Consider the following 24,466-nt stretch of genomic DNA (forward strand, 5'->3'; position numbering starts at 1 on the left):
AAACCCTTGCCGTCGCTTGCAGCAAGAACTTCCACCGGCCTCGCGGGCATGGCGCGTTGCCGTACGAGCGCCCCCGCCGCATCCGCACCTCCCTTCCCCAGGAGGAGACATGGCCAGAACCACGGCCGCCGCGCTCGCCCTCGCGGCGACGCTCGCCACGCTCGCCGCCCCCGCCCCCGCCCGGGCCGGCGACGCGCCCCGGCCCCCGGAGCCGCCCTCCGACCGGAGCCTCGCCGCCGAACCCGCGCGGCACGACCTGACCCGCGAGCAGTTCTACTTCCTGTTACCCGACCGGTTCGCCAACGGCGACCGGCGCAACGACCGCGGCGGGCTCACCGGCACCCGGCTCACCACCGGCCACGACCCCACCGACAAGGGCTTCTACCAGGGCGGCGACCTCAAGGGCCTCACCGAGCGGCTCGACTACGTCAAGGGCCTCGGCACCACCGCGATCTGGCTCGCCCCGATCTTCGTGAACCAGCCCGTGCAGGGCGAGGGCGACGGCGCCTCCGCCGGCTACCACGGCTACTGGGTCACCGACTTCACCCGGGTCGACCCGCACTTCGGCACCGACGCCGACCTGGAACGGCTCATCGACAAGGCCCACGCCAAGGGCATGAAGGTCTTCTTCGACGTCATCACCAACCACACCGCCGACGTCGTGGACTACGAGGAGAAGTCGTACGAGTACCTCTCCAAGGGCGCCTTCCCGTACCTGGCGGAGGACGGCCGGCCCTTCGACGACGCCGACCACGCCGGCGGTGCGCGCCGCTTCCCGAGGACCGACCTCGACTCCTTCCCGCGCACGCCGGTCGTGCCCGCCCACAAAAAGGACCTGAAGGTCCCGGCGTGGCTCAACGACCCCACGATGTACCACAACCGGGGCGACTCGACCTTCTCCGGAGAGTCCTCCACCCACGGCGACTTCGACGGCCTGGACGACCTGTGGACCGAGCGCCCCGAGGTCGTCGAGGGCATGGAGAGGATCTACCGGCGCTGGGTGCGCGACTTCGACATCGACGGCTTCCGCGTCGACACCGTCAAGCACGTCGACACCGCGTTCTGGACCCGGTGGGCCACCGCCCTCGACGCGTACGCCGCCGAGCGGGGCCGCGAGGACTTCTTCGTGTTCGGCGAGGTGTACTCCTCCGACACCTCCGTCACCTCGCACTACGTGCGCGAGGGCCGCCTCGACGCCACCCTGGACTTCCCCTTCCAGGAGGCCGCCCGCCAGTACGCCTCCCGGGGAGGCCCCGCGGCGAAACTCGCCGCGCTGTTCGCGGACGACCACAAGTACACGACCGGCAGGGCCAACGCGTACGAGTCGGTCAACTTCCTCGGCAACCACGACATGGGCCGCTTCGGCGCGTTCCTCAGACGGGACGACCCCGGGGCGTCCGACGCGGAGCTCCTGAAGCGGTACACCCTCGCCAACGAGCTGATGTTCCTCAGCCGCGGCAACACCGTCGTCTACGCGGGCGACGAGCAGGGCTTCACCGGACCCGGCGGCGACAAGGACGCCCGGCAGACCCTCTTCGCCTCGAAGACCGCCGACTACCTGGACGACGACCAGATCGGCACCGACCGCACCCACGCCGCCGACGCGTACGACCCGGCACACCCGCTGTACCGGCGGATCGCCGCCCTGGCGGAGCTCCGCCAGGCCCACCCGGCGCTCGCCGACGGCACGCAGATCGAGCGCCACGCGGACCGGGGCGCGGGCGTGTACGCGTTCTCCCGCATCGACGCGGAGGCCCGCACCGAGTACGTCGTCGCCCTCAACAACGCCGCCGGCCCGAGGACCGTCGAGCTGGCCACCGACTCGGCCCGCACCGCCTTCCGCCCCGTCCACGGCGACGCGAAGGCGGTGACCAGCGGCGACGACGGGAGGATCACCGTCACCGTCCCGGCGTGGTCCTCCGTCGTCCTCAGGGCCGACGAGCCCCTCGCCGTCCCCACCACCGCGCCCACCCCCCACCTGCGGGTCCCCGCCGCGGGAGCCTCCGGCACCGTCCGGGTCACCGCCGACGTCGACGGGGGACGGCCGGACCGGGTCGTCTTCGCCGCCCAGCAGGGCAACGGCGGGTGGCAGGTCCTCGGCTCCGCCGACCACGCCCCGTACACGGTGATCCACAGGATCACCGCCCCGGCCGGCACCCCCGTCCGGTACAAGGCGGTCGCCGTCGACGCGGCCGGGCGCACCGCGGGCGACCTCGCCGCCACCACCGCCGGGCAGACCCCGGCCCCCTCGGTGCCCACCGCCGCGCGGCGGGACCACGCGGTCGTCCACTACAAGCGCCCCGACGGCGACTACACGGGCTGGCGCCTCCACGTCTGGGGCGACGTCGCCGACGGCGAGGCCGCCCCCTGGCCGGGGGCCGCGCCTTCACCGGCCGCGACGCCTACGGCGCCTTCGCGTACGTCAGGCTCAAGCCGGGCGCCGCCACCGTCGGCTACCTCGTCGTCGACGGGAACGGGGACAAGGACGTGGCCGCCGACCGGACCATCGACCTGTCGAGGACCGGCGAGGTGTGGATCGAGCAGGGCGAGGAGACCGCCCTCGACCGGCCGCCCGCCGGCGCCTACCCGCCGCAGGACACCTCCAAGGCCGTCCTCCACCACCACCGCCCCGACGGCGACCACGACGGCTGGGGCCTGCACGTGTGGACCGGCGCCGCCACGCCCACCGACTGGTCCGGGCCGCTCGTGCCCGTCCGCACCGACGCGTACGGGGCGGTCTACGAGGTGCCGCTCGCCCGGGGCGCCACATCGCTGAGCTACATCCTCCACAAGGGCGACGAGAAGGACCTGCCCGCCGACCGGTCACTCGACCTCACCGCCGACGGCCACGAGGTGTGGCTGCTCGCCGGAGAGCCGGAGCACCTGCTGCCGCAGCCGAGGGGCGGCGCCGCCCTGGACCTCACCGAGTCCACCGCCGTGTGGATCGACGGGACGACCCTCGCCTGGAACGGCGCGCCCGCCGCGGCCTCGAGCCAGCTCGTGTACTCGCCCACCGGCTCCCTCGCCGTGAAGGACGGCGTCCTCACCGGCGAGGACCGCGCCCACTGGCTGCGCCTGGGCCGCACGGCGCTCACCGACGCGCAGAAGGCCGCGTTCCCGCACCTGGCGGAGTACCCCGCCTACTCCGTCGACCCGCGCGACCGCGACCGGATCCGCACCGCGCTGCGCGGCCAGCTCGTCGCCACCCAGCGGGCGGCCGACGGAGCGCTGCTCACCGCGACCGGCGTGCAGACCGCGGGCGTCCTCGACGCCCTGTACGGCGAGGAGGCGAGGACGAAGGCGCTCGGCCCGGTGTTCCGGGGCGGTACGCCCACCCTCTCCGTGTGGGCGCCCACCGCCCGGTCCGTCGCCCTCGAACTCGACGGCCGCACCGTCCGCATGAGGCGCGACGACACGACCGGCGTCTGGTCCGTGAGGGGCGCCCGGTCCTGGAAGGGCAAGCCGTACCGGTACGTCGTGACGGTGTGGGCGCCCAGCGTCCGGAGGATCGTCACCAACAGGGTCACCGACCCGTACTCCACGGCCCTCACCACGGACTCGGCCCGCAGCCTCGTCGTCGACCTCTCCGCCCCCGAACTCGCCCCCGAGGGCTGGGCGACCCTCCGCAAACCCGCCGCCGTCCCGCTGCGCGACGCCCGGATCCAGGAACTGCACGTCCGCGACTTCTCCGCCTCCGACCCCACGTCGCAGCACCCCGGCGGCTACCTCGCCTTCACCGACCGCGACTCGGCCGGCATGCGGCACCTGGCGAGGCTCGCCCGCAGCGGCACCTCCCACGTGCACCTCCTCCCGGTCTTCGACTTCGGCACCGTCCCCGAGAGGAGGTCCGACCAGACCGCCCCCGACTGCGACCTGCCGGCGCATCCGGCCGACTCCGAGCGGCAGCAGGAGTGCGTCGCGAAGGCCGCCGCGAAGGACGCCTACAACTGGGGCTACGACCCGCTGCACCACACCGTGCCGGAGGGCTCGTACGCCTCCGACCCGGAGGGCCCCCGCCGCACGGTCGAGTTCCGGCGGATGGTGCGGTCCCTGGGCGACGCCGGCCTGCGCACCGTCATGGACGTCGTCTACAACCACACCGTCGCCGCGGGCCAGGACGACGGGTCCGTCCTCGACCGGATCGTGCCCGGCTACTACCAGCGGCTCCTCGCCGACGGCTCCGTCGCCACCTCCACCTGCTGCGCCAACACGGCGCCCGAGAACACCATGATGGGCAAGCTGGTCGTGGACTCGGTCGTCACCTGGGCCAGGGAGTACAAGGTCGACGGCTTCCGCTTCGACCTCATGGGCCACCACCCGAAGGAGAACGTGCTCGCCGTCCGGAAGGCCCTCGACGCCCTGACCGTCGGCAAGGACGGCGTCGACGGCAAGGCGATCATCCTGTACGGCGAGGGCTGGGACTTCGGCGAGGTCGCCGACGGCGCCCGCTTCGTCCAGGCCACGCAGGAGAACATGGCCGGCACCGGCGTCGCCACCTTCTCCGACCGGGCCCGCGACGCGGTCCGCGGCGGCGGCCCCTTCGACGCCGACCCCGGCGTCCAGGGCTTCGCCTCCGGCCTGTACACCGAGCCCAACGGCTCCGCCGCCAACGGCACCCGGGCCGAGCAGAGGGCCCGCCTGCTGCACTACCAGGACCTGATCAAGGTCGGCCTCAGCGGCAACCTCGCCGACTACACGTTCACCGACACCTCCGGCAGGCGCGTCAAGGGCTCCGGGGTCGACTACGGCGGCGCCCCCGCCGGCTACGCCGCCGCCCCCGGCGACGCCCTCGCCTACGCGGACGCCCACGACAACGAGACCCTGTACGACGCGCTGGCCTTCAAGCTCCCCGCCGGCACCTCCCCCGGCGACCGGGCCAGGATGCAGGTCCTCGCCATGGCCACCGCCGCGCTCTCGCAGGGGCCCGCCCTGTCGCAGGCCGGCACCGACCTGCTGCGCTCCAAGTCCCTGGACCGCAACTCCTACGACAGCGGCGACTGGTTCAACGCCCTCCACTGGGACTGCCGCCTCGGCAACGGCTTCGGGCGCGGACTGCCGCCCGCCGCCGACAACCGGGAGAAGTGGGCGCACGCGAGGCCGCTGCTGTCCTCGCCCGGCCCGAAGGCGGGCTGCGCGCAGATCGACGGCGCCTCGGCCGCCTACCGGGACCTGCTGAGGATCCGCACCACGGAGCGGGCGTTCGACCTCGCCACCGCGGACCGGGTCCAGTCGGCCCTGACGTTCCCGCTGTCCGGGCGGGACGAGACCCCCGGTGTGATCACCATGTGCCTCGGCGACCTGGTCGTGGTCTTCAACGCCACCCCCACGCGGCAGGAGCAGACGGTGCCCGCCCCGGCCGGCGGGGGCTACGCCCTGCACCCCGTCCAGGCCGGCGGCTCCGACGCGACGGTGCGGACGGCGGCGTACGACGGCGCCTCGGGCACCTTCACGGTCCCGGCACGCACCGTCGCGGTGTTCACCGCCTCCTGAGGGCCGTCCCCGGCCCCGGGGGCGGGCGCGGCCGGTCCGGCGCGGCCGGCGCCGCCGCGAAACCGGGCCCGCGCTCCCCGCCGCCCGTCCCCCCGCACCCCGGCCGCCGCCGTTGGAAGGGCCGGAGGCCGCCCTTCCAACGGCGGCGGCCGCACGGTCCGTTACGCTCCGGGGCATGACCACAGCGGACCAGGACACCCCCGGTGCGGAGGACGCGCCGGACACCCCGGGGACGGCGGCCCCGGAGCCCGCCGGGGACGACGCGCCCGGGCAGCCCCATGACGGCCTGACGCCGCGCCAGGCACGCCGGCTGCGGATCGTCGTCGCGACGGTCCTGCTGGTCACCCTCGCCGCCGTCCTCGCACTGCGCCTGGCGAGCCGGACCTCGGTCCTCGTCGTCGGCGTGTACGGGCTGGCGATGGTCCTGTGCGGCGTGGTGATCGAGCTCAGCCGCCACGGCCGCACCCGCCTGGGCACCTGGCTCCTCGGCACCGGCCTCCTCGCCGCCCTCGCCGCCGACTGGCTCCTGCTGCCCTGACCGGACCGCTTTGGGGCCGCTCAGCGCAGGGCGTCGATCCGCGTCCCGTCCTCCAGCCTCCCGGTCAGGTCCACCCGCGTGCCCCGCTCCGCCCCGACCGCCAGCAGCCTCCCGGAGGCGTCGCCCTCGACCCCGCCGGAGACGGCCAGCGACGCCACCCCCGGACTGCCCGCCGCCAGCACGTGCCACCGGTCGTCCGGGTCCCTCCACAGCACCCCGGCCAGTACGTGCGGTTCGCGGGTGCCGCAGGCCGGCGAGTCCTCCACCCTCGCCGCCACCACCCCCGTCGGGAGCGGCCCGTCCGGTCCGGAGGCCGGCGCGGGCGCCTGGAACTGCGTCAGCACCCTGCTGCCCGGCCCCCGCCACGTCTCCGCGCGCGTGCAGAGCCACGCCGCCGTCCCGGTGCCCGGGCCGGGCAACTCCTGCTCGGCGAACCGCCACGAGTTCACCGACCGCACGCCCAGCGCCCGCACCGACGGCAGCAGGCACGCCGTACGCGCCCACTCCCGCAGGGCGTCGCGGCCCGCCACGTCCGCGGGGCCCGACGGCGGACCCGACGTCAGCCGGACCGGGGTCAGTTCGCCCAGGTCCGTCAGGACCCGCGCCGCCACCCCGTCCCGCACCTCCAGGACCTCCCACGACCGGCAGCGGCCCGCCGCGGCGGGGCTCTGCATCGGCGCCGTCACCCCGGCCGCGTCCCGTGCCAGGGGCCGCGTGCCCCCGTCCGGCAGCAGCAGGTCCCGCACGGTCACCTCCCGTACCCAGGGCGCCGTCAGGTACCGCACGTTGGAGTGCGTGCGCCCCACCACCAGGGCCGCCGACGCGGCGGTGTCCGCCCCGTCCGTACGGGCGAAGTCCAGTGCCGCCGCCTCCGCGCCCTCCTCCGGCTCGGCGTACCGCACCGCCCGCAGCCCGTCGTGGAACAGCACCACGCGCGCACCGTCCACCCCGCCCGCGAACAGCAACTGCGGCGGGCCCATCGGCGGCCCCGGCGGCGTGCCCGGCGTCGCCGACGTCCGCACCCGGGAGCCGGGCCGCGCCCACACCGCGAGCGCCCGCCGCAGCAGCGCCTCGTCGCCGGCCAGCCCGCCCCGCGCCGGCCACACCGAGAAGTCCGTGCGGGACGAGTGCTGCCACGCCGCCGGCGCGACCCGCCGCAGCTTCGCCGGGTCCAGCGCCGCCTCCGACACCGGGTTGCGCGCGTACGGCGGCGCCGCCGCGCCGTCCGGTCCCCAGCCCCCGCCGGGCAGCCCCAGCAGCGCCCCGCACACCACCGCCGCCGCACCCGCCGCGAGCGCCGCCCGCACGTGCTGCCGCCGCCGCATCAGGTCCGTGGGCCGTGCCTGGAGCGAACACGGGTCGAACTCCGGCGACTCCAGCAGCGCCCCGCCGTCCGCCCCGATCCGGTCCGCCTCCGCCAGGGCCGCCTTCGGATCCGCGACGCCCGCCGCGGCCAGTGCCCGCCGCACCTCCGCGTCGTCCTGCCGCTCCAGACCGCGCAGCACGCACGCGGCGCGCCCCGCGCCCGACAGGGCCGCCATCCGCTGGTCCAGGGCCAGCTCGTCGGCGCCGCCCGACCGGGGGAACAGCCGCAGCCCCCACACCATGGGCAGCAGCGGCGGCAGCTGGGCCCGCCTCGGCCGGGCCGGGCGCCGCAGCGGCAGGCCGGCCTCCAGCGCCTGCCGCAGCACCCGGCCGCGGACGTACGCGTACCCCGGGCCCGCGGCGCCCCCCGGACCCGGCGCCGCCCCGTCGCCCACCGCCGTGCGGCGCCGGGGCAGCGACCGCTGGACCAGCGCGTGCGCGGTGAGGACGCGCCGGTTGCGGCCGAGGGACGGCGGCAGCACCAGGTAGGCGATGCGGACCAGCCGCGGGTAGTGCTCGACGAGCGCCGCCTCGGCCTGCTCCACGTCGACGGGGGCGGCGCCGGAGGCCCCGGCACGGGACTCCGCGGCTCTTCGGGTGCGCTGGGCTTCCTGGGTGCTCACGCCCAGCGCAACGAGCGACGGTGGGGTTGGTCACCTCGCGCCCCGGCCGGTCGCCGCCGCGCCGCGCGTCCCGCTCCGGCGCGCGCACCCGCCGCGGGCCCCCGGCCCCCGGGCGCGTTCCCGTGGACCGGGACGCGGAACCGCCGGCACCGGAGGGCGGGGGAGGCGGCCGGACCGGGCGGCGGTGCGCGGCGGGGCGGGCCGCGGCGGCGCCGGGCCCGCCCCTACGGCCCGAGGACCTTCGCCTCCAGTTCGGGGTCGACGCCCACCGGGTCCCGGTCCGCCCGCTGCGGCGCCTCGCCGCCGAGGCCGCGCAGCCACTCCCACGTGTCGGCGACGGTCTCCTCGACGGGGCGGCACCGCAGGCCGGAGGCGATCGCCTTGCTCACGTCGGCGCCGTGCATCGCGTCGTGCGCCTCGCCCGGCGGGATCCACACGGGCAGCCCCGTCCACGGCTCGATGCCGGCGGCGAGGATCCGGTCGGGCGGGGTCCAGCGCAGCTCGGCGTCCGAGCCGGTCACCCGGACGCAGGCGTCCAGCAGTTCGCCCATGGTCGCGTGCCCCGGCCGGCTCGCCAGGTCGTAGGGGCCGGCCAGTCCGCCCTCGGCGCCGTCCAGCAGCCATCCGGCCAGATCCCGTGCGTCGACGTACTGCAGCGGCAGGTCGTGCGGCCCCGGCGCGAGGACCGGGCCGCCGCGCGCGATCCGGTTCAGCCACCACGGCAGCCGGCCCACGTTCTCCCCCGGCCCCAGGATCAGCCCCGCCCGCACCAGCAGCGTGCGCTCCGGGCCGAACGCCCCGACCGCCGCCAGTTCCCCGCCCCGCTTGGCGCGTGCGTACGGCACGTCGTCCCCGTCGTCCGGGGACGCCTCCACGACCGGCTTGTCCTCGCGCAGTTCGGCCACCCGCGGCCACTCGTACACGGAGCAGCTCGACACGTAGCAGTACCGCCCCGCCCGTTCCGCCAGCAGCCGGGCCGCGTCCCGTACCGCCGAGGGCGCGCCCGACCAGGTGTCGACGACCGCGTCCCACGCGCCCTCGCGCAGCGCGGACAGGCCTGCTCCGTCCGGTACCGACCGGTCGCCGCGCAGCACCGTCGCACCGGGAGGCGGTTCGTGCCGCCCCCGGTGGAACACCGTCACCTCCCAGCCGCGGTCGAGCGCGGCCTCGGCCACGGTGCGCCCCACGAACTCCGTACCACCCAGGATCAGAAGTCTCATGCCTCCGACTCTGCCCCGGAGTCCCCGCCCCGCCCAGCACTTCCGCTACCGGTGGAACAGCCGGAAGCGGACACTCCGTCCAAGCGGGAGCATGTTCCGGCCATGGCCGCGTCCCGCCCGCCGTCCCCCTCCCCGGCGGCGGGCGGGGCCCGCACGGCGGACCGCGCCCCGCCTCCGGCGCGGCGCGAACCGGCCTGGTGGCGGGGCGCCGCCGGGAACCCTACGACCGGGACAGGGCATCCCGCACGGCCTCCTCGGAGCGGCCGACGACCGCCGTGCCGTCGTCGGCGGTGATGATGGGCCGCTGGATGAGCCCGGGGCGGGCGGCGAGCGCCTCGATCCACCGCTCGCGGGAGGCCTCGTCCCGGGGCCAGTCCCGCACCCCCAGCTCCTTCGCGTCCGCCTCCTGGGTGCGGGTGATCTCCCACGGCTCCAGGCCGAGCCGCCCGAGGACGTCGCGGATCTCGTCGGCGGAGGGCACGTCCTCCAGGTACCGGCGGACCGTGTACCGGGCGCCCTCCCCGTCGAGGACGTCCAGCGCGCCACGGCACTTGGAACAGGCGGGATTGATCCAGATCTCCATGCCGCCCACCGTACCGCGCAGTGCCTCGCACCCCGTCTGGCCAGGGCCGTCTGTCAGTGCCCGCCGGTAGAATCGAAGCAGTCGGTGAGGGTCCGGGCAGGGCCTTCACACCCCGCACCGGGAGGTCGCCGATGGCCGTCGCCACCGTCATGCCACTGCCGCTCGAAGCCTGGAAGCCCCTGCGGAAGAAGCCGCTCCCGGCCGGCCGGCCGCGCGAGTGGTACGTGTCCCACAACCGCCACCTGAAGGCCATGCGCCTCGCGATAGCCCTGCTCGACTCCGGCGTGTACACCGCGTCCGGGGCCGACGACGAGACGATCCGCGCCACGGCCCGGGACCTCGACATCCGCCCGCCGTCCGACACCACGTGCCGGATGGTCCGCTCGCTGATCCGCTCCGCCCACTGACCGACCGGCGGCCCGGCGGGCGACGGCACCGCCCCGCCGGGCCCTCCACCGGGTCGCTCCGCCCCGCCCCGTACGCCCCGGGGAGGCGCGCCGCGCGGCGCCGCCGTATGGTACCGCGCCCCCGCCCGCGGACCGGGCGCCGGGGGGCGTCGCCCGCCCGCGGCCGGCCCTCCGCCGCACGGGGAGCGGGGCCCGACCGGACGGAACCGCCGCGGACGCGCCCACGCCGGGTCCCGCCCTCCGGCGGACCGCCGGGGGACCGCCCCGCGACGGCGAGGGCCGCCACCCCCGGGGTGACGGCCCTCACGGATCCTCCGGCGCACGGGCCGGGCCCGCGGCTCAGAGGTCGAAGTACAGCTCGAACTCGTGAGGGTGCGGGCGGAGCTGGATCGGGGCGATCTCGTTGGTGCGCTTGTAGTCGATCCACGTCTCGATCAGGTCGGGCGTGAAGACGCCGCCGGCCTGGAGGTACTCGTTGTCCTCCTCCAGGGCGTCGAGGACCGCGGGGAGGGAGGTCGGGACCTGGGCGACGTCCGCGTGCTCCTCGGGGGCCAGCTCGTACAGGTCCTTGTCGATCGGCTCCGCCGGCTCGATCTTGTTCTTGACGCCGTCCAGGCCCGCGAGGAGGAGGGCCGCGAAGGCCAGGTACGGGTTGGAGGACGGGTCCGGGGCGCGGAACTCGACGCGCTTGGCCTTCGGGTTCGAGCCCGTGATCGGGATGCGCATCGCGGCCGAGCGGTTGCGCTGCGAGTACACCATGTTCACCGGGGCCTCGAAGCCCGGTACCAGGCGGTGGTACGAGTTGACCGTCGGGTTGGTGAAGGCCAGCAGCGACGGGGCGTGCTTGAGGACGCCGCCGATGTAGTGGCGCGCCATGTCCGACAGGCCGGCGTAGCCCTGCTCGTCGTAGAAGAGCGGGTCGCCGCCCTGCCACAGGGACATGTGGACGTGCATGCCCGAGCCGTTGTCACCGAAGATCGGCTTCGGCATGAAGGTCGCGGTCTTGCCGTTGCGCCACGCGACGTTCTTCACGATGTACTTGAAGAGCATCAGGTCGTCGGCGGCGGCCAGCAGCGTGTTGAACCTGTAGTTGATCTCCGCCTGGCCGGCGGTGCCCACCTCGTGGTGCTGGCGCTCGACCTGCAGACCGGCCTTCTCCAGCTCCAGGGAGATCTCCGCGCGCAGGTCGGCGAAGTGGTCGACCGGCGGGGCGGGGAAGTAGCCGCCCTTGTAGCGGACCTTGTAGCCGCGGTTGTCCTCGACCGCACCGGTGTTCCAGGCGCCCGCCTCGGAGTCGATGTGGTAGAAACCCTCGTTCGCGGAGGTGTTGAAGCGGACGGAGTCGAAGACGTAGAACTCCGCCTCGGGGCCGAAGAACGCCGTGTCGGCGATGCCGGTGGAAGCGAGGTACGCCTCCGCCTTCCTCGCGATGTTGCGCGGGTCGCGGCTGTACTGCTCACCCGTGATCGGGTCGTGGATGAAGAAGTTGATGTTCAGCGTCTTGTCCCGGCGGAACGGGTCCAGCCGCGCCGTCGACAGGTCCGCCCGCAGGGCCATGTCTGACTCGTGGATGGCCTGGAAACCGCGGATCGACGAGCCGTCGAAGGCCAGCTCCTCGGACGGGTCGAACGCCGTCGCCGGGATGGTGAAGTGCTGCATCACACCCGGGAGGTCGCAGAACCGGACGTCGACCATCTTGACGTCGTTGTCCTTGATGTACTTCCTGGCCTCGTCGGCGTTCTGGAACATCCAACTCCTCCTCCTCCCACCCGGGGGAGGGCGGGGTTGCAGCTCGTACGTGCGCCCGGTGCGACGGCCCACGCTCGACCCGACCATAGGCACGGGGGATTTCCCGGGCGTGACCCGTCTGTTTCGACCAGGTTAACCAGTGGCTCTCCGGTGCCCGCCGGAGACCGGGGCCACACGTCCTCCGGTGCCCGCCGGAGGACGGGGCCACACGTCCTCGCGCGGCCCCGGCCCGCGGCGACCGGAAGCGGGCGCAGTACCGTGGAGGGGTGGACGACAGGCGAGTGATCGGATCGTGGCTCTCCGGGCCGCGCGCGGCGGCCGAGGAGATGGGCGCCGACTTCGGCTACCGGGGCGAACGGCTGGGTCTGCCGGAGACCGGCCCCGGTTCCGCCGCCCCGCTCGGGCGGCGCTTCGGCGCGATCTTCGTCGACTGGTCCCTCTGCATGCTCATCGCGTACGGGCTGATCACCCGGGGCGACTGGAACGCGGCGGGCAACTGGGCACTCGGCGTGCTGTTCCTCCTCGGCGTCCTCACCGTCGGCACCATCGGCTGCACCCCCGGCAAGCGGCTCCTCGGCCTGCGCGTCATCGCCGAGGACGGCCGGCGGCTCGGCTTCGGCCGCGCCGTCCTCCGCACCGCCCTGCTCTGCCTCGCCGTCCCCGCCCTCGTCTGGGACCGCGACGGCCGGGGCCTCCACGACCGGCTCGCCCGCGCCGTACAGGTGCGGACGGTGTGAGGGGGGCGGGGGGAGGGCGGCCGCTCGACGCGGCCGCCCTCCCCCCGCCCCCCTCGCCCGTACGGCCCGGGTCAGCGGTCGGCGGAGCCTCCCGCCGCGCGGCATCCGCGTGCCCTCCGGCAGCGTTTGCGCACGTGGGGTGCCCGTTCGCGCTGAGGGCAGCGGTCCGGCCTGCGCAAACACCCAGACGGAGCCACCGCTGCCCGCGATAGCCCTCGCCATGGAGGTCCCGTGGCCGGAGACAGGGGCCGCCCGGGCCTCGAGGCGGACATCCGGGGCGCTCGCGCCGCCGGCCGACGGCTTCAGCGTCCAGACCCCGGAGCCGCACGACTACCGGGACCACGCCGAGCAACTCCCGGCGGCCGTGCTCCCCCGCTTCGAGCCGGCGCACCAGCGGGGCGTCATGGCCGAGCGCAGCCGCGCCGGCTACCGCGCCCTGCGCGCCGGGAACAGGGAACGCACTGGACGACGCGAGATCCAGAACGCCACCGCGTGACCGTCGCCGGCCAGATCCGGTGAGCCTTTCCCGAGGCAACGATCGGCTCGTACCGACGCTCCGTGACCACTGATGGGATCTTGTGGCGACGGCAGAGCGATTCCCCGGCGGAGGCGTTGTTCCCGACAGCGGGGAGGGCTCGCGCCCCGGACCGTTCTTGAGGCCTTCCGCGAGGAGCCCCCGCCCCGGCGTGGCCCGAGCTGGATGCGGAGCACGGTTCCACCGGGCTGATCGGGCACCGGAAGCGCTGGAGCGCTCCCGGCCGGTGGGAGCGCGTGAGGGAGGTTCCGAGGAGCTGCGAAGGGACGCCTGCGCCTCCCCTTCACCCTCTCCCGCCGACGCGCATGACGGGAGAGGCGAAGCCGGGGATCATCCGCGCGGCGACCGGCCGCGAACCCCACGCCCGGGAATCGGGCCCTTCGGCAGGGGCATGTTGCTCATCAGGTCGCCCAGCGCCCGCAGCCGGTCGTTCGCCGTCGTCACCTGGGCCGCGGTCAGCACGCGCGGCAGCTTCAGCATCGTCGTGCGGACCTTCTTCAGCGGCACCTGCCCCTCGCCGTCGCCGACGATGATGTCGTGCACCGGCACGTCCACCAGGATGCGGGCCATCCGCTTCTTCTCGGCCGCGAGCAGGCCCTTGAGCCGGTTGGGGTTGCCCTCGGCGACCAGGACGATGCCGGGACGGCCGACCGCGCGGTGGATCACGTCCTGGTTGCGGTTCATCGCCACCGCCGGCGTGGTCGTCCAGCCGCGGCCCACGTTCTGCAGGACGGCCGCGGCCGCGCCCGGCTGGCCTTCCATCTGCCCGAAGGCCGCCCGCTCGGCCCGCCGCCCGAAGACGATCGCCATCGCGAGGAAGGCCAGCACGAAGCCCAGGACGCCCAGGTAGACCGGGTGCCCGATCAGGAAGCCGATCGCGAGGAGGGCGCCGAACACGACGATCCCCACGGCGGCGATGACAAGCCCGACCTTCGGATCGCTCCGCCGGGTCATCTTGTACGTCAGAGCGATCTGCTTCAGTCGCCCGGGGTTCGCAGCGGCGTCACCGCTGTCTGAATTCGACTTCCTCGCCATGCTCAGAAGTTTACGTCTCCGACGGTGCCCGGCTCGCCGCGGCCTCCAGTACGTGCTGCGCCTCGACCCGGGCGCGGGCCCTGCGGCGGTCCTCCAGCACGGACGTCCAGGCGTTGCGGCGGGCCGTCCGCTGGCCGCCGCGCAGCAGCAGCGCCTCGACGGCGCGCAGGGCGCCGGTGACGGACGGGACGGCGGCGTGGGCGCGTACCTGCTGACTCGGGGCGTGCATGTCGGTGTCCCCCTGGAGCGGGTGAGCGGATCTGGACGGGCGGGGCCGGCGCACCGGCCGGGCCGCGTCCGCGGGGGCGGCGCGGGCGTCCCGTACGGCGCGTACGGCCATCGTCACCCACTGGTGTTACCAGCGCACGTCCGGCCGGTCAAACGACGGCGGCGGCCCGGCGCCGGCCGTACGCCTCCCACCTGCGCGGGAGCGCGCGGGCCGGGCACCGGGCCGTGCCGGACGTCACACCGCCGGAGCGGTCCCCACCGAGGCGCCGCGGGCCTCCACCGCCTGCTGGAACAGCCGGCCCGCGCGGTACGAGGAGCGGACCAGCGGGCCCGACATGACACCGGAGAAGCCGATCTCCTCGGCCTCCTCCTTCAGCTCCACGAACTCCTGCGGCTTCACCCAGCGCTCCACCGGGTGGTGGCGTACGGAGGGGCGCAGGTACTGGGTGATGGTGATCAGCTCGCAGCCGGCCTCGTGCAGGTCCCGCAGCGCCTCGCCGACCTCCTCGCGGGTCTCGCCCATGCCCAGGATCAGGTTCGACTTGGTCACCAGGCCGGCCTCGCGGGCACGGGTGACGACCTCCAGCGACCGCTCGTAGCGGAAGCCGGGGCGGATCCGCTTGAAGATGCGGGGCACCGTCTCGACGTTGTGCGCCAGCACCTCGGGGCGGGAGGAGAAGACCTCGGCCAGCTGCTCCGGGACCGCGTTGAAGTCGGGGATCAGCAGCTCGACCTTGGTGCGGCCGCCCTCCCGGGCCGCGGTCATGGCGTGGATCTGCCGCACCGTCTCCGCGTACAGCCAGGCGCCGCCGTCCTCCAGGTCGTCGCGCGCGACGCCGGTGATCGTGGCGTAGTTCAGGTCCATCGCCACGACGGACTCGCCCACGCGGCGCGGCTCGTCGCGGTCGAGGGCCTGCGGCTTGCCGGTGTCGATCTGGCAGAAGTCGCAGCGCCGTGTGCACTGGTCGCCGCCGATGAGGAAGGTCGCCTCGCGGTCCTCCCAGCACTCGAAGATGTTCGGGCAGCCCGCTTCCTGGCAGACCGTGTGCAGCCCCTCGCTCTTGACGAGCTTCTGCAGCTGGTTGTACTCGGGACCCATCTTCGCCCGGGTCTTGATCCACTCGGGCTTGCGCTCGATGGGGGTCTGGCTGTTCCGGACCTCCAGGCGCAGCATCTTGCGTCCGTCGGGGGTGACTGCGGACACGGCTGGCTCCTAGGGCTTCGATTCTTCGGCGAACACCAGGGTACGCCCGGCAAAAGTGCGGCCTCGCATCCGGCCGAACGCCGGCCGGGGGACGCGTCCCCGGGTCCGGGGCGGTCAGACGGCCGCCGCCCCCGCGGGGTCCGGTGTCCGGTCGATCACGCGCGGCCCGGGCTCGGCGCCGCCCAGCACGTCCCGCAGGTGGCGCTCCGCCACCGGCAGGACCTCGGCGATCGTGACCTCGCGGCCCAGCTCGTTCGCCAGCGAGGTCACGCCCGCGTCGCGGATGCCGCACGGGACGATCCGGTCGAACCAGGTGTTGTCAGGGTTCACGTTGAGTGCGAAGCCGTGCATCGTGACGCCCTTGGCGACGCGGATGCCGATCGCCGCCAGCTTGCGGTCCTCGCGGCGCTGCCCCGCGTTGGACGGGGCGTAGTCGGGGCCGCTGAGGCGCGGGTCGAACTCCTCGTCGCCCAGCCGGGGGTCGAGGTCCAGCGACAGCCCGCCGAACGCGGGCCGCTCCTCGACCGGGTCGCCGAGCACCCACACGCCGCTGCGGCCCTCGACGCGGGTCGTCTCCAGGCCGAACTCCGCCGCCGTGCGGATCAGCGCCTCCTCCAGGCGCCGCACGTGCGCGACGACGTCCACCGGGCGGGGCAGCTTCAGGATCGGGTAGCCCACCAGCTGGCCGGGGCCGTGCCAGGTGATCTTCCCGCCGCGGTCCACGTCGATGACGGGGGTGCCGTCCAGCGGGCGCTCGCCGTCCTCGGTGCGCCGCCCCGCCGTGTAGACGGGGGGGTGCTCCAGCATCAGGCAGGTGTCCGGCACCTCGTCCGCGAAGCGGGCGGCGTGGACCTCACGCTGCCTCTCCCACGCGTCCAGGTAGTCCACGGCGTCCTCGCCGAACCCCAGACGGACGAATCGCAGCTCGCTCACGGCACCGCCTCCCTAGAAATGCGCGTCCCGCGCCCCTGCCACTGTACGGCGGCCGCCGCCGGGCGGACCGGGCGGGCTCGGGGCGGTACGGCGCCGGAGGGGTCCGCCGACGTCAGGGCCGAATTCGATCCTCACACGATCGGATGAATCCGGGGCGAAGGTGACGGCCGCGGGGGCCGCGGCGGTTAAGTTCGCGCCGTCCCAAGGGGGCCGACCCCGGCCCGGAAGGCAGGAGACCGCACAGCCGATGACGGACCGACCTCCGCAGCGCACCCCCAACCGCCAACTCGCCGCACTGATCGCGGAGGCCGGGTTCTCCAACGCGGGCCTCGCCAGACGGGTGGATCAACTCGGCCTCGAACACGGGCTCGACCTCCGCTACGACAAGACCTCCGTGACCCGCTGGCTGCGCGGCCAGCAGCCGCGCGGCACCACCCCCGCGCTGATCGCCGAGGTGTTCACCCGGCGCCTCGGCCGGCGGCTGTCCGCCCAGGACCTGGGCCTCGACTCCTGTGCGCCCGTGTACGCGGGCCTGGAGTTCGCCGCTACGCCCGAGGAGGCCGTCGACATCGTCAGCGGGCTGTGGCGCAAGGACTCCGGCAGCCACACCGAACTGCGGAAGATCGCCTTCACCCCGGCGGGGCTGGTCGTCCCCAGCCGCGACTGGCTGATCGGCCGCGCCGACGAGCACGTCGGCCGCGGGGAGCCCCCGCAGGGCGCACCGGGCACGGCCGGCACGGCCCCGGCGGGCGGGCGCGTCCCGGCGCAGGGGCGCCCGTCCGGCCCCGGCGCCCCCGGCGCGGCACCGCCGGGCGCCCGCACCGGCCGGGTCGGCCCCGGCACCGCCCGCGCGACCGACCCGCTGCGCGGGGGCCCCGCGCGCCCGACCGGGGCGCACGGGCCGGCCGAGGCCGCCCTCCCCCGCCCCGCCCGCGCGGCACCGAGGTCGGGGCGGGGCAGCGCGTGACCGCCGGGGACGTCGCGGCGCTCCGCTCGGTCGGCGAGCTGTTCCGCACGCTGGACCACGCGTACGGCGGCGGCCACGCCCGGCAGGCCCTGGTGCGGTACCTGGAGCACGAGGCGGAGCCCATGCTGCGCGGCGGCTACGGCGAGTCCACCGGGCGGCGGTTGTTCGGCGCGGTCGCCGACCTGACCCGGCTGGCCGGCTGGACGTCGTACGACATCGCCGCGCACGGGCTGGCGCAGCGGTACTTCGTGCAGGCCCTGCGGCTGTCCCAGGCGGCGGGGGACCGGGTGTACGGCTCGTACGTCCTGGTCACCATGAGCCGCCAGGCCGTGTACCTGGGCCACGGGCGGGAGGCCGTGCAGCTGGCGCGCGTCGCCCAGCAGGGCGTCGGCTCGTCGGCGCCCCCCGTCGTCCAGGCCCTGCTGCACGCGGTGGAGGCGCGGGGGCAGGCGGTGCTGGGGGAGGTGCGGGCCTGCACGACGTCGCTGGTGCGCGCCGAACGGGCGCTGGAGGGCGCCCGCCCCGGCGAGGAGGTGCCGCCCTGGGCACGGGCCTTCGACGAGGCGCAGCTGGCGGACGAGTTCGCACACTGCCACCGGGACCTCCAGCAGTACCGGGCCGCCGCGCAGTACGCGGAGCGCGCCCTCCAGGCGTACGCGTCCGGGTACGCGCGCAGCCGCACGCTCTGCCGCGTCGTCCTGGCCACCGCCCGCCTCGCCCTGGGCGAGCTGGAGCAGGCGTGCGCCCTGGGCGCGGAGGCGGCGCGGCAGGCCGCCGAGATGCGGTCGGCCCGCGCGGTGGAGTATGTCCGCGACTTCGAGCGCCGGCTGGACCCCCACCGCGACGCCCCGCCGGTCCGCGCGTACCGGGAGCGGGCGGCGCTGCGGGACTGAACGGCCCGGCCCCGGGGGCGCGGCCCGGCCCCGGGCGCCCGCCGTCCCCCGCGGCGCCCGGGGTCCCGGAGCCGGTCCCGTGCGGGGTGGTCCCGCCTACGCCGCCTCGGTGTGCGCGGACGGTTCCACCGACGGGAGGCCGAGGTCCCGCAGGACCGCCTGGGCCGCGCGGCGGCCCGAGTGGAGCGCACCCTGCGGGGAGCTCACGTCCCGGTGGTCGCCGCACACATACAGGCCCGCCAGCAGCCGCACCGGGCGCCGCAGGTCGTGCGGGGCGGGCATCGCCGGTACGGCCTCCGGGTCGTGCCGCACCGCGAGGAGCTCCCAGTCCGCCGTCCCCGTGCCGTACAGCGCCGCCAGGTGCCGCCGCACCCGGGCGTCCACGTCGTCCGGGGGAGCGCCGAGCACCGTGGAGGTGATCAGCGCCCGGCCGTGCGGCGCCCGCGACGGGTCCACCTCGCTCATCACCGCCGTGTGCGACACCGGGCCCGCCCGGTCCGCGTCCAGCACCAGCGCCGGGGCCGCCAGCGGCGCGGCGGGTGCGGCGTGGTGGAGGACGGTCACCGGGTGGAAGCCGGGCACCCGCAGCCCCGGCAGCAGCTCCGCGGCGGTCCGGGCCCCCGTCGCCACGACCAGCGACCGGCACGTGAACTCCCCGTGCCCCGCCGTGACCACGCGGCTGATCGACGCCTCCTCGACCCGCACCCCGGTACGGACCGTCCCGGCCGGCAGCGCCGCCGCCATCCGCTCCGGGAGCCGCGACGCCCCACCGGCCGGGACGCACAGCCGTCCCCGTGCGAACCCGCGCAGCGCCAGGTCGGCGCACCGGCTGGAGGTGGTCAGGTCGGGGTCGCTGAGCAGGGCGCCCAGCAGCGGCCGCAGGAACGTCTCGGCCGTCCGCGACGACGGGCCGCGGCTCGCCAGGGCCTCCGCGGCGGGGCGCTCCCGGCGCGCCAGCAGCCGCTCCGTGGGCGTGTCGGCGAGCCGGGCCAGCGACGCGCCGAGGCGGGCCTGGTCCAGCGGGCGCGGGCCGCCCGCTAGCGCCTTCGCCCTGGTCAGCGCGGACCGCGGGCCGCCCCGGACCTCACCGGTGCGGTACAGCCGACCCGCGCTGTGCACCAACACCCCCGGCTGGAACCGCCGCAGGGTCCCGGCGTCCACGCCGGCGAAGCGGTGCAGCTCCGGGCACGCCGTGTTGAGCAGCTGCCCGGCGCGGTCGAGGCGGAACCCGTCGACGTGGTCGGTGGCCATCCGCCCGCCGACCTCCGGAGCGGCCTCCAGGACCCGTACGGCCAGTCCGGCGCCGGCTAGGTGGTGGGCCGCGGCCAGCCCCGCGAGTCCGGCTCCGACGACGACGACGTCCGCGTGATCTGCGGTACTGAGCACGTAACCCTCCCGGGTGACGGTTCGGTGCGTGGGTGGCTCATGCCCTGGACGGGCCGCCGGAATACCCGCGTACGGATCCGGGTGTTCCGAGCGGTACCAGAGCGTATGCCTACCGACCGGTAAGGGGGAGTCGCGCGCACGGGGGGTCATCGGAGCACGGAGGTCGCACGGGCGTGCCTTTCAGGCCCGTTCCGCCGCCGCGGCGGTGCGGGCGGCGCCGGGGGAGCAGCGCCGCCTGGCCGCCCGGCGGGGCCAGGGGGGTGCCGGGAGGCCGCCCCGCCGGGCCGCCCGCGGAGCCGGAGGGGCGAGCGGACGCCGGGGAGGAGGAACGGGCGGACGTGGAGCGCCGGGCACGTCGGTACCGCCCCGGTGCCCGCGTCGGCGCCCCGGGGCGGAGCGGGCCTCAGGAGGAGGGGAGCGCCGCGCGGATCGCCGACTCCACCGTCGGGAACGCGAAACGGAACCCCGACTCCAGCAGGCGGCGCGGCAGCACCCGCTGGCTGCCCAGGACGTCGCGGGCGAACTCGCCCAGCGCCAGGCGGAGGGCCGGCGCCGGGACGCGGAGGACCGCCGGGCGGTGCAGGACGCGGCCCATCGCGGCCGTCACCTCCCGGTTGGTGACCGGTTCCGGGGCCGTCAGGTTCACCGGCCCGGACAGGTCCGGGGTGTCGAGGAGGTGCCGCAGCGCCGCCACCTCGTCGTGCAGCGCGATGAAGCTCCAGTACTGCCGCCCGTCCCCGAGCCGTCCGCCCAGCCCCGCGCGGAACAGCGGGAACAACCGCCCCCACGCCCCGCCCCGGGCGGCCACCACCAGGCCCGTGCGGGCGTACGCGACGCGGACGCCGGCCTCCTCGGCCGCCGCGGCGGCCTCCTCCCACTCCACGCACACCGACGGCAGGAACCCGTCGCCCGCCGGGGCCGACTCGTCCACCGCGCGCGTGCCGGTGTCGCCGTAGTACCCGAGGGCCGTCCCGCACACGAGCACCCGCGGCGGCGCGTCCAGCGACGCCAGCGCCTCCGCGACGGCGGCCGTGCCCAGCACGCGGCTGTCGCGGATCTCCCGCTTGTACGCCTCCGACCAGCGCCGGTCGCCGACCCCCGCGCCCGCCAGGTGCACCACCGCGTCGCAGCCGACCAGCCCGGCCACGTCCACGTACCGCCGCCTCGGGTCCCACTCCACCTCGTCTGCGCCGCGCGCGGGGCGCCGCACCAGCCGCAGGACCCGGTGCCCGTCCGCGCGCAGCGAGCGCACCAGGGCGGAGCCGATCAACCCGCCCGCACCGGTGACGGCGACCCGCCGACGGGGGGACGGAGGGGACGACGGGGACGACGGGGACGGGGACGCCGGTGGGAGAGCCATGACCACATCCTGCCCCCGTGGCATGGTGACGGCCATGACCCCGCTCCCGATACGCCGCGCGCGGCCCGGCGACGCCGAGGCCCTCAGCCTGCTCGACCACGCGACCTGGTCGGCGCTCCACGCCGTGACGCCGTGCCCGCAGCCGCCCTTCGCCCCGTTCTTCGACGCCGGAGTCCGCCCCGAGGACCACCTCGTCGCGGACTTCGGCGACGGACCGGTGGGGTACGTCCGTCTCGGCCTCCCCACCCGGCTCGCCTGCAACCGCCACGTGCGGCAGGTCCAGGGCCTCGTCGTCGCCGGGCACGCGCGCGGCCGGGGCGTCGGCCGAGCCCTGCTGCGCGCCGCCTGCGACGAGGCCCGGCGCCGGGGCGCCGTCCGGATCACGCTGCGCGTCCTCGGCCGCAACGCCCCCGCCCGCGCCCTGTACGCGTCGGAGGGCTTCGTCGTCGAGGGCGTCCTGCCGGGGGAGTTCCTGCTCGACGGGGAGTACGTCGACGACGTGCTCATGGGCCGGCCGCTGACGGCCGGCCGAAGCACCCGGCCCCCGTCCGGGCGGCACCGGGACTAGCCCCCGAAGCGGTCCCACAGGCGGGGCAACCGGTCCGCGAGGGCCGTGTCGTCGTCCACGTCGAGCGGGACGCCCTCCGGCTCGGGCGGCGGCGGGGCGAGGCCCAGGTCCGGCATCTCCGCGCCGGTGAGCGCCTCGTGCGCCTCGTCCGCCGCGAAGCCCAGCTCCTCGCCGTCCCCGTCGACCGCCGGGTCGAAGTCCTCCAGCAGCTCGGCGAGCGCCTCCGGGTCGTGGACCGCCCCCTCGAACACCTCCCGGCCCCGGCCGATCAGCCAGCACCGGAAGGAGTCGAACGCCTCCTCCCGGGCGCCGCCCAGCAGGATCGCCGCGGCGGCCCGCAGGTCCCAGGTGTCCGCGCGGTTGTAGCGGGCCTCGAAGTGGCGGGCGAAGTCGAGGACGGTGTCCGGATCGAGCCGCACCAGGCGCTCCAGGAGCAGCTCGGCGTGGTCGTCGGGGTCGCCCTCGGCGGCCTCGCGGGTCGAGTCGACCAGCTCCCAGAACTCCGTCTCGTCCATCACGGGACCAGCATCCGGTGTGACGGGGGCCGGCGCACCCGGAGGGCCCGCCGCGACCGGCGGGGGAAACCAGACAGAGGGTGTCGTGTTTCGGTGGCACGGTCCTCCCATGACGACGAACAGCACCACCACCCGGCAGGACGGGCCGCTCGCCGGCAGGGTCGCCCTCGTCGCGGGCGCCACCCGGGGCGCGGGCCGCGCCATCGCCGTCCAGCTCGGCGCCGCGGGCGCCACCGTCTACGCCACCGGGCGCACCACCCGCGACAGCGTCAGCGAGGTCGGCCGGCCCACCGAGACCATCGAGGAGACCGCCGAGCTGGTCACCGCCGCCGGCGGCCGGGGCGTCGCCGTCCCCACCGACCACCTCGTGCCGGACCGGGTGCGCGAACTGGTCGCCCGGATCGACGCCGAGCAGGGCCGCCTCGACGTGCTGGTCAACAGCTGCTGGGGCGGGGACCACCTGCTCGTCCCCACCTGGAACGCCAGGATGTGGGAGATCGACCTCGACGCGGGGCTGCGCATGCTCGACCTCGGCGTCCGCACCCACGCCATCACCAGCAGCATCGCCCTGCCGCTGCTGGTGCGCCGCCCGGGCGGGCTGGTCGTGGAGATGACGGACGGCACCGCCGAGTACAACGAGCGCTTCCGCGAGCAGTTCTACTTCGACCTCGCCAAGACCGCCCCCCTCCGGATGGCCTTCGGCCTCGCCCACGACCTGGAGGACGTCGGCGGCACCGCCGTGGCCCTCACCCCCGGGTTCCTCCGCTCGGAGGAGATGCTCGACCACTTCGGCGTACGGGAGGAGAACTGGCGCGACGCGTGCGCGCGGGAGCCGCACTTCGCCATCGCCGAGTCACCCGTGTACGTCGGCCGGGCCGTCGCCGCGCTCGCCGCCGACCCGGACCGGCACCGCTGGAACGGCCGGTCCCTCCACAGCGGCCAACTCGCCGAGGAGTACGGCTTCACCGACGCCGACGGGTCCCGGCCCGACGCCTGGGCGTACTTCCGGGACGTCGTCGACGGCGGCGGGGACGCCTCCGCCGACGACTACCGCTGACCGGCGGCCGCCGCCGGCCGGGTGCCGGTCAGCGCCGGTCCCGCCCGTACAGCTCCGCCATCCGCGCCGCCGCCTCCGCGAACCGCTCCCGCAGCGAGGCCGGCTCCAGCACCTCCGCCTCCGGGCCCAGCGCCAGCAGCTGCCCGAACGCCACCTCCTCGGACTCCACCGGCAGGGTGACCGTCACCCGGCCGGCGGGGTCCGGGGGTCCGGCCGCCTCCAGCGCCTCCCGTGCCGCCGCCCGGTCCGTGACGTGCGGCAGGCCGCGCGCCCCGGCCTCCGTCAGCCGCACCACGGCCGAGGCGCGCAGCAGGGACCGCGCGAACCGGGCGGCCCGCTCCTCCCAGAACGCCGACAGGTCGAAGGACGCGTCCCGGTCGAACCCCTCCTCGCGCGGCACGGCCCGGGCGAACCGGTCCACGCGGTACACGCGCACCGAGTCCCCCGCCCGGGCGCACAGGTACCAGACCCCCGCCTTCAGCACCAGCCCGTACGGCGCGAGCTCCCGCTCCACCTCGCCGTCGCCGCGCCGGTACCGGACGTCGAGGAGCCGGTCGCCCCACACGGCCTCCGCGACCGCAGGCAGCAGTTCGGGCGTCTCCGGCTCCCGGTACCAGCCCGGCGCGTCCAGGTGGAACCGCCGCGCCGCCGACTCCGGGGCGTCCCGCAGCGAGGGCAGCAGCGCCGCCGACACCTTCAGCCGGGCCGCCGACGCCGCGTCGCCCAGCCCCATCTCCCGCAGCGCGCCCGGCACGCCCGACAGGAACAGCGCCTCCGCCTCGCCGCGCGCCAGGCCGGTCAGCCGGGTCCGGTAGCCGTCCACGAGCCGGTACCCGCCGCCGCGCCCCCGGTCCGCGTAGACCGGCACGCCCGCCTCGGAGAGGGCCAGGGCGTCGCGGGCCACCGTCCGCTCGGACACCTCCAGCTCCCGGGCCAGTTCGGCGGCGGTCATGGACGGCCGGGACTGGAGCAGCAGCACCATCCTGATCAGTCGAGCGGCACGCACCCCGCCATCATGCCGGGTGGAGTGGGCCCGGCGCGGCCGTGCCCCCGGCCGCCGCGGCGGCCGGGGG

General features: G+C 75.9%; 18 protein-coding genes and 2 pseudogenes. 8 read left to right on the forward strand and 12 right to left on the reverse strand.

The genetic code is table 11. From position 1 onward, the window contains the following. Positions 1–109 precede the first annotated feature (109 nt). Both pulA and LUW75_RS18425 read left to right on the forward strand, forming a co-directional pair. A pseudogene (gene pulA / locus LUW75_RS18420) lies at positions 110–5,490 on the forward strand (pullulanase-type alpha-1,6-glucosidase). 175 nt (positions 5,491–5,665) lie between these two features. Beyond that, positions 5,666–6,028: a hypothetical protein gene (locus tag LUW75_RS18425; RefSeq protein ID WP_462933750.1), complete on the forward strand. Its 363-nt coding sequence runs from the start codon at positions 5,666–5,668 to the stop codon at positions 6,026–6,028. Between the two features lie 20 nt (positions 6,029–6,048). Here LUW75_RS18425 and LUW75_RS18430 read toward each other — a convergent pair whose 3' ends face one another. From LUW75_RS18430 to LUW75_RS18440, 3 genes are all read right to left on the reverse strand, one after another. Continuing rightward, positions 6,049–8,016 (reverse strand): hypothetical protein, encoded by a 1,968-nt coding sequence (locus LUW75_RS18430; protein ID WP_462933751.1) that lies wholly within the window; start codon positions 8,014–8,016, stop codon positions 6,049–6,051. 224 nt (positions 8,017–8,240) lie between these two features. Beyond that, positions 8,241–9,236, reverse strand: coding sequence for an NAD-dependent epimerase/dehydratase family protein (locus tag LUW75_RS18435; RefSeq protein WP_250336597.1), 996 nt, complete (start codon positions 9,234–9,236; stop codon positions 8,241–8,243). A gap of 220 nt (positions 9,237–9,456) precedes the next feature. Beyond that, positions 9,457–9,819 carry an arsenate reductase family protein gene (locus LUW75_RS18440; protein ID WP_250336598.1) on the reverse strand — a complete coding sequence of 121 codons (363 nt, stop codon included), beginning with the start codon at positions 9,817–9,819 and terminating at the stop codon, positions 9,457–9,459. Positions 9,820–9,950: 131 nt separating this feature from the next. On the opposite strand from LUW75_RS18440, the gene LUW75_RS18445 reads away from it, so the two are divergent. Further along, positions 9,951–10,226, forward strand: a complete 276-nt coding sequence (locus tag LUW75_RS18445) for a hypothetical protein (RefSeq protein ID WP_250336599.1) — start codon at positions 9,951–9,953, stop codon at positions 10,224–10,226. A gap of 339 nt (positions 10,227–10,565) precedes the next feature. On the opposite strand, the gene glnA is transcribed toward LUW75_RS18445, so the two are convergent. After that, positions 10,566–11,975 carry a type I glutamate--ammonia ligase gene (gene glnA, locus LUW75_RS18450; RefSeq protein ID WP_250336600.1) on the reverse strand — a complete coding sequence of 470 codons (1,410 nt, stop codon included), beginning with the start codon at positions 11,973–11,975 and terminating at the stop codon, positions 10,566–10,568. Between the two features lie 266 nt (positions 11,976–12,241). Between glnA and LUW75_RS18455 the strand changes: the two genes are divergently transcribed. Both LUW75_RS18455 and LUW75_RS18460 read left to right on the forward strand, forming a co-directional pair. Continuing rightward, positions 12,242–12,712 (forward strand): RDD family protein, encoded by a 471-nt coding sequence (locus LUW75_RS18455; protein ID WP_250336601.1) that lies wholly within the window; start codon positions 12,242–12,244, stop codon positions 12,710–12,712. A 220-nt stretch (positions 12,713–12,932) separates the two neighbouring features. Continuing rightward, positions 12,933–13,208 (forward strand): hypothetical protein, encoded by a 276-nt coding sequence (locus LUW75_RS18460; RefSeq protein ID WP_250336602.1) that lies wholly within the window; start codon positions 12,933–12,935, stop codon positions 13,206–13,208. A 369-nt stretch (positions 13,209–13,577) separates the two neighbouring features. Here the strand turns inward: LUW75_RS18460 and LUW75_RS18465 are convergent, their stop codons facing one another. The 4 genes from LUW75_RS18465 to lipB all read right to left on the reverse strand — a co-directional run bounded on the left by LUW75_RS18465 (position 13,578) and on the right by lipB (position 16,647). Further along, a complete protein-coding gene (locus LUW75_RS18465) occupies positions 13,578–14,282 on the reverse strand; it encodes a DUF4191 domain-containing protein (protein ID WP_250336603.1) in 705 nt (234 codons plus the stop codon). Between the two features lie 10 nt (positions 14,283–14,292). Further along, positions 14,293–14,511: an SCO2195 family GlnR-regulated protein gene (locus LUW75_RS18470; RefSeq protein WP_250336604.1), complete on the reverse strand. Its 219-nt coding sequence runs from the start codon at positions 14,509–14,511 to the stop codon at positions 14,293–14,295. 234 nt (positions 14,512–14,745) lie between these two features. Beyond that, the gene (gene lipA / locus LUW75_RS18475; protein WP_250336605.1) at positions 14,746–15,714 is read right to left on the reverse strand and encodes a lipoyl synthase; all 969 of its coding nucleotides are present in this window, start codon (positions 15,712–15,714) and stop codon (positions 14,746–14,748) included. Positions 15,715–15,828: 114 nt separating this feature from the next. Beyond that, entirely contained in the window at positions 15,829–16,647 is an 819-nt protein-coding gene (lipB, locus tag LUW75_RS18480; RefSeq protein ID WP_250336606.1) for a lipoyl(octanoyl) transferase LipB, read from the reverse strand. A gap of 247 nt (positions 16,648–16,894) precedes the next feature. Between lipB and LUW75_RS18485 the strand changes: the two are divergent. Continuing rightward, positions 16,895–18,507, forward strand: a pseudogene (locus tag LUW75_RS18485) (regulator). A 96-nt stretch (positions 18,508–18,603) separates the two neighbouring features. Here the strand turns inward: LUW75_RS18485 and LUW75_RS18490 are convergent. Together LUW75_RS18490 and LUW75_RS18495 are read right to left on the reverse strand one after the other, a co-directional pair. Then, complete coding sequence (locus tag LUW75_RS18490; RefSeq protein WP_250336607.1) at positions 18,604–19,893, reverse strand: NAD(P)/FAD-dependent oxidoreductase; 1,290 nt, start codon at positions 19,891–19,893, stop codon at positions 18,604–18,606. A 403-nt stretch (positions 19,894–20,296) separates the two neighbouring features. Beyond that, positions 20,297–21,253 (reverse strand): TIGR01777 family oxidoreductase, encoded by a 957-nt coding sequence (locus LUW75_RS18495; protein WP_250336608.1) that lies wholly within the window; start codon positions 21,251–21,253, stop codon positions 20,297–20,299. Positions 21,254–21,287: 34 nt separating this feature from the next. Here LUW75_RS18495 and LUW75_RS18500 point away from each other — a divergent pair, with 34 nt between their 5' ends. Continuing rightward, positions 21,288–21,821: a GNAT family N-acetyltransferase gene (locus LUW75_RS18500; protein WP_250336609.1), complete on the forward strand. Its 534-nt coding sequence runs from the start codon at positions 21,288–21,290 to the stop codon at positions 21,819–21,821. Here LUW75_RS18500 and LUW75_RS18505 read toward each other — a convergent pair. Next, positions 21,818–22,336 carry a DUF4240 domain-containing protein gene (locus LUW75_RS18505; protein WP_250337721.1) on the reverse strand — a complete coding sequence of 173 codons (519 nt, stop codon included), beginning with the start codon at positions 22,334–22,336 and terminating at the stop codon, positions 21,818–21,820. The genes LUW75_RS18500 and LUW75_RS18505 overlap by 4 nt on opposite strands. Before the next feature lie 109 nt (positions 22,337–22,445). Between LUW75_RS18505 and LUW75_RS18510 the strand changes: the two genes are divergently transcribed. Continuing rightward, positions 22,446–23,393 (forward strand): SDR family oxidoreductase, encoded by a 948-nt coding sequence (locus LUW75_RS18510; RefSeq protein WP_250336610.1) that lies wholly within the window; start codon positions 22,446–22,448, stop codon positions 23,391–23,393. A 28-nt stretch (positions 23,394–23,421) separates the two neighbouring features. Here LUW75_RS18510 and LUW75_RS18515 read toward each other — a convergent pair whose 3' ends face one another. Continuing rightward, complete coding sequence (locus LUW75_RS18515) at positions 23,422–24,399, reverse strand: helix-turn-helix transcriptional regulator (RefSeq protein ID WP_250336611.1); 978 nt, start codon at positions 24,397–24,399, stop codon at positions 23,422–23,424. Between the last annotated feature and the right edge of the window lie 67 nt (positions 24,400–24,466).

It is taken from the genome of Streptomyces sp. MRC013 (genome assembly GCF_023614235.1).
Classification (GTDB): domain Bacteria; phylum Actinomycetota; class Actinomycetes; order Streptomycetales; family Streptomycetaceae; genus Streptomyces.

Excerpts from the sequence above, each read along its gene's own strand:
- LUW75_RS18425 (WP_462933750.1), top strand. The coding sequence starts at position 5,666 with ATGACCACAGCGGACCAGGACACCCCCGGTGCGGAGGACGCGCCGGAC.
- LUW75_RS18435 (WP_250336597.1), bottom strand. The coding sequence starts at position 9,236 with ATGAGACTTCTGATCCTGGGTGGTACGGAGTTCGTGGGGCGCACCGTG.
- LUW75_RS18440 (WP_250336598.1), bottom strand. The coding sequence starts at position 9,819 with ATGGAGATCTGGATCAATCCCGCCTGTTCCAAGTGCCGTGGCGCGCTG.
- LUW75_RS18445 (WP_250336599.1), top strand. The coding sequence starts at position 9,951 with ATGGCCGTCGCCACCGTCATGCCACTGCCGCTCGAAGCCTGGAAGCCC.
- glnA (WP_250336600.1), bottom strand. The coding sequence starts at position 11,975 with ATGTTCCAGAACGCCGACGAGGCCAGGAAGTACATCAAGGACAACGAC.
- LUW75_RS18460 (WP_250336602.1), top strand. The coding sequence starts at position 12,933 with ATGGAGGTCCCGTGGCCGGAGACAGGGGCCGCCCGGGCCTCGAGGCGG.
- LUW75_RS18465 (WP_250336603.1), bottom strand. The coding sequence starts at position 14,282 with ATGGCGAGGAAGTCGAATTCAGACAGCGGTGACGCCGCTGCGAACCCC.
- LUW75_RS18470 (WP_250336604.1), bottom strand. The coding sequence starts at position 14,511 with ATGCACGCCCCGAGTCAGCAGGTACGCGCCCACGCCGCCGTCCCGTCC.
- LUW75_RS18495 (WP_250336608.1), bottom strand. The coding sequence starts at position 21,253 with ATGGCTCTCCCACCGGCGTCCCCGTCCCCGTCGTCCCCGTCGTCCCCT.
- LUW75_RS18500 (WP_250336609.1), top strand. The coding sequence starts at position 21,288 with ATGACCCCGCTCCCGATACGCCGCGCGCGGCCCGGCGACGCCGAGGCC.
- LUW75_RS18505 (WP_250337721.1), bottom strand. The coding sequence starts at position 22,336 with ATGGACGAGACGGAGTTCTGGGAGCTGGTCGACTCGACCCGCGAGGCC.
- LUW75_RS18510 (WP_250336610.1), top strand. The coding sequence starts at position 22,446 with ATGACGACGAACAGCACCACCACCCGGCAGGACGGGCCGCTCGCCGGC.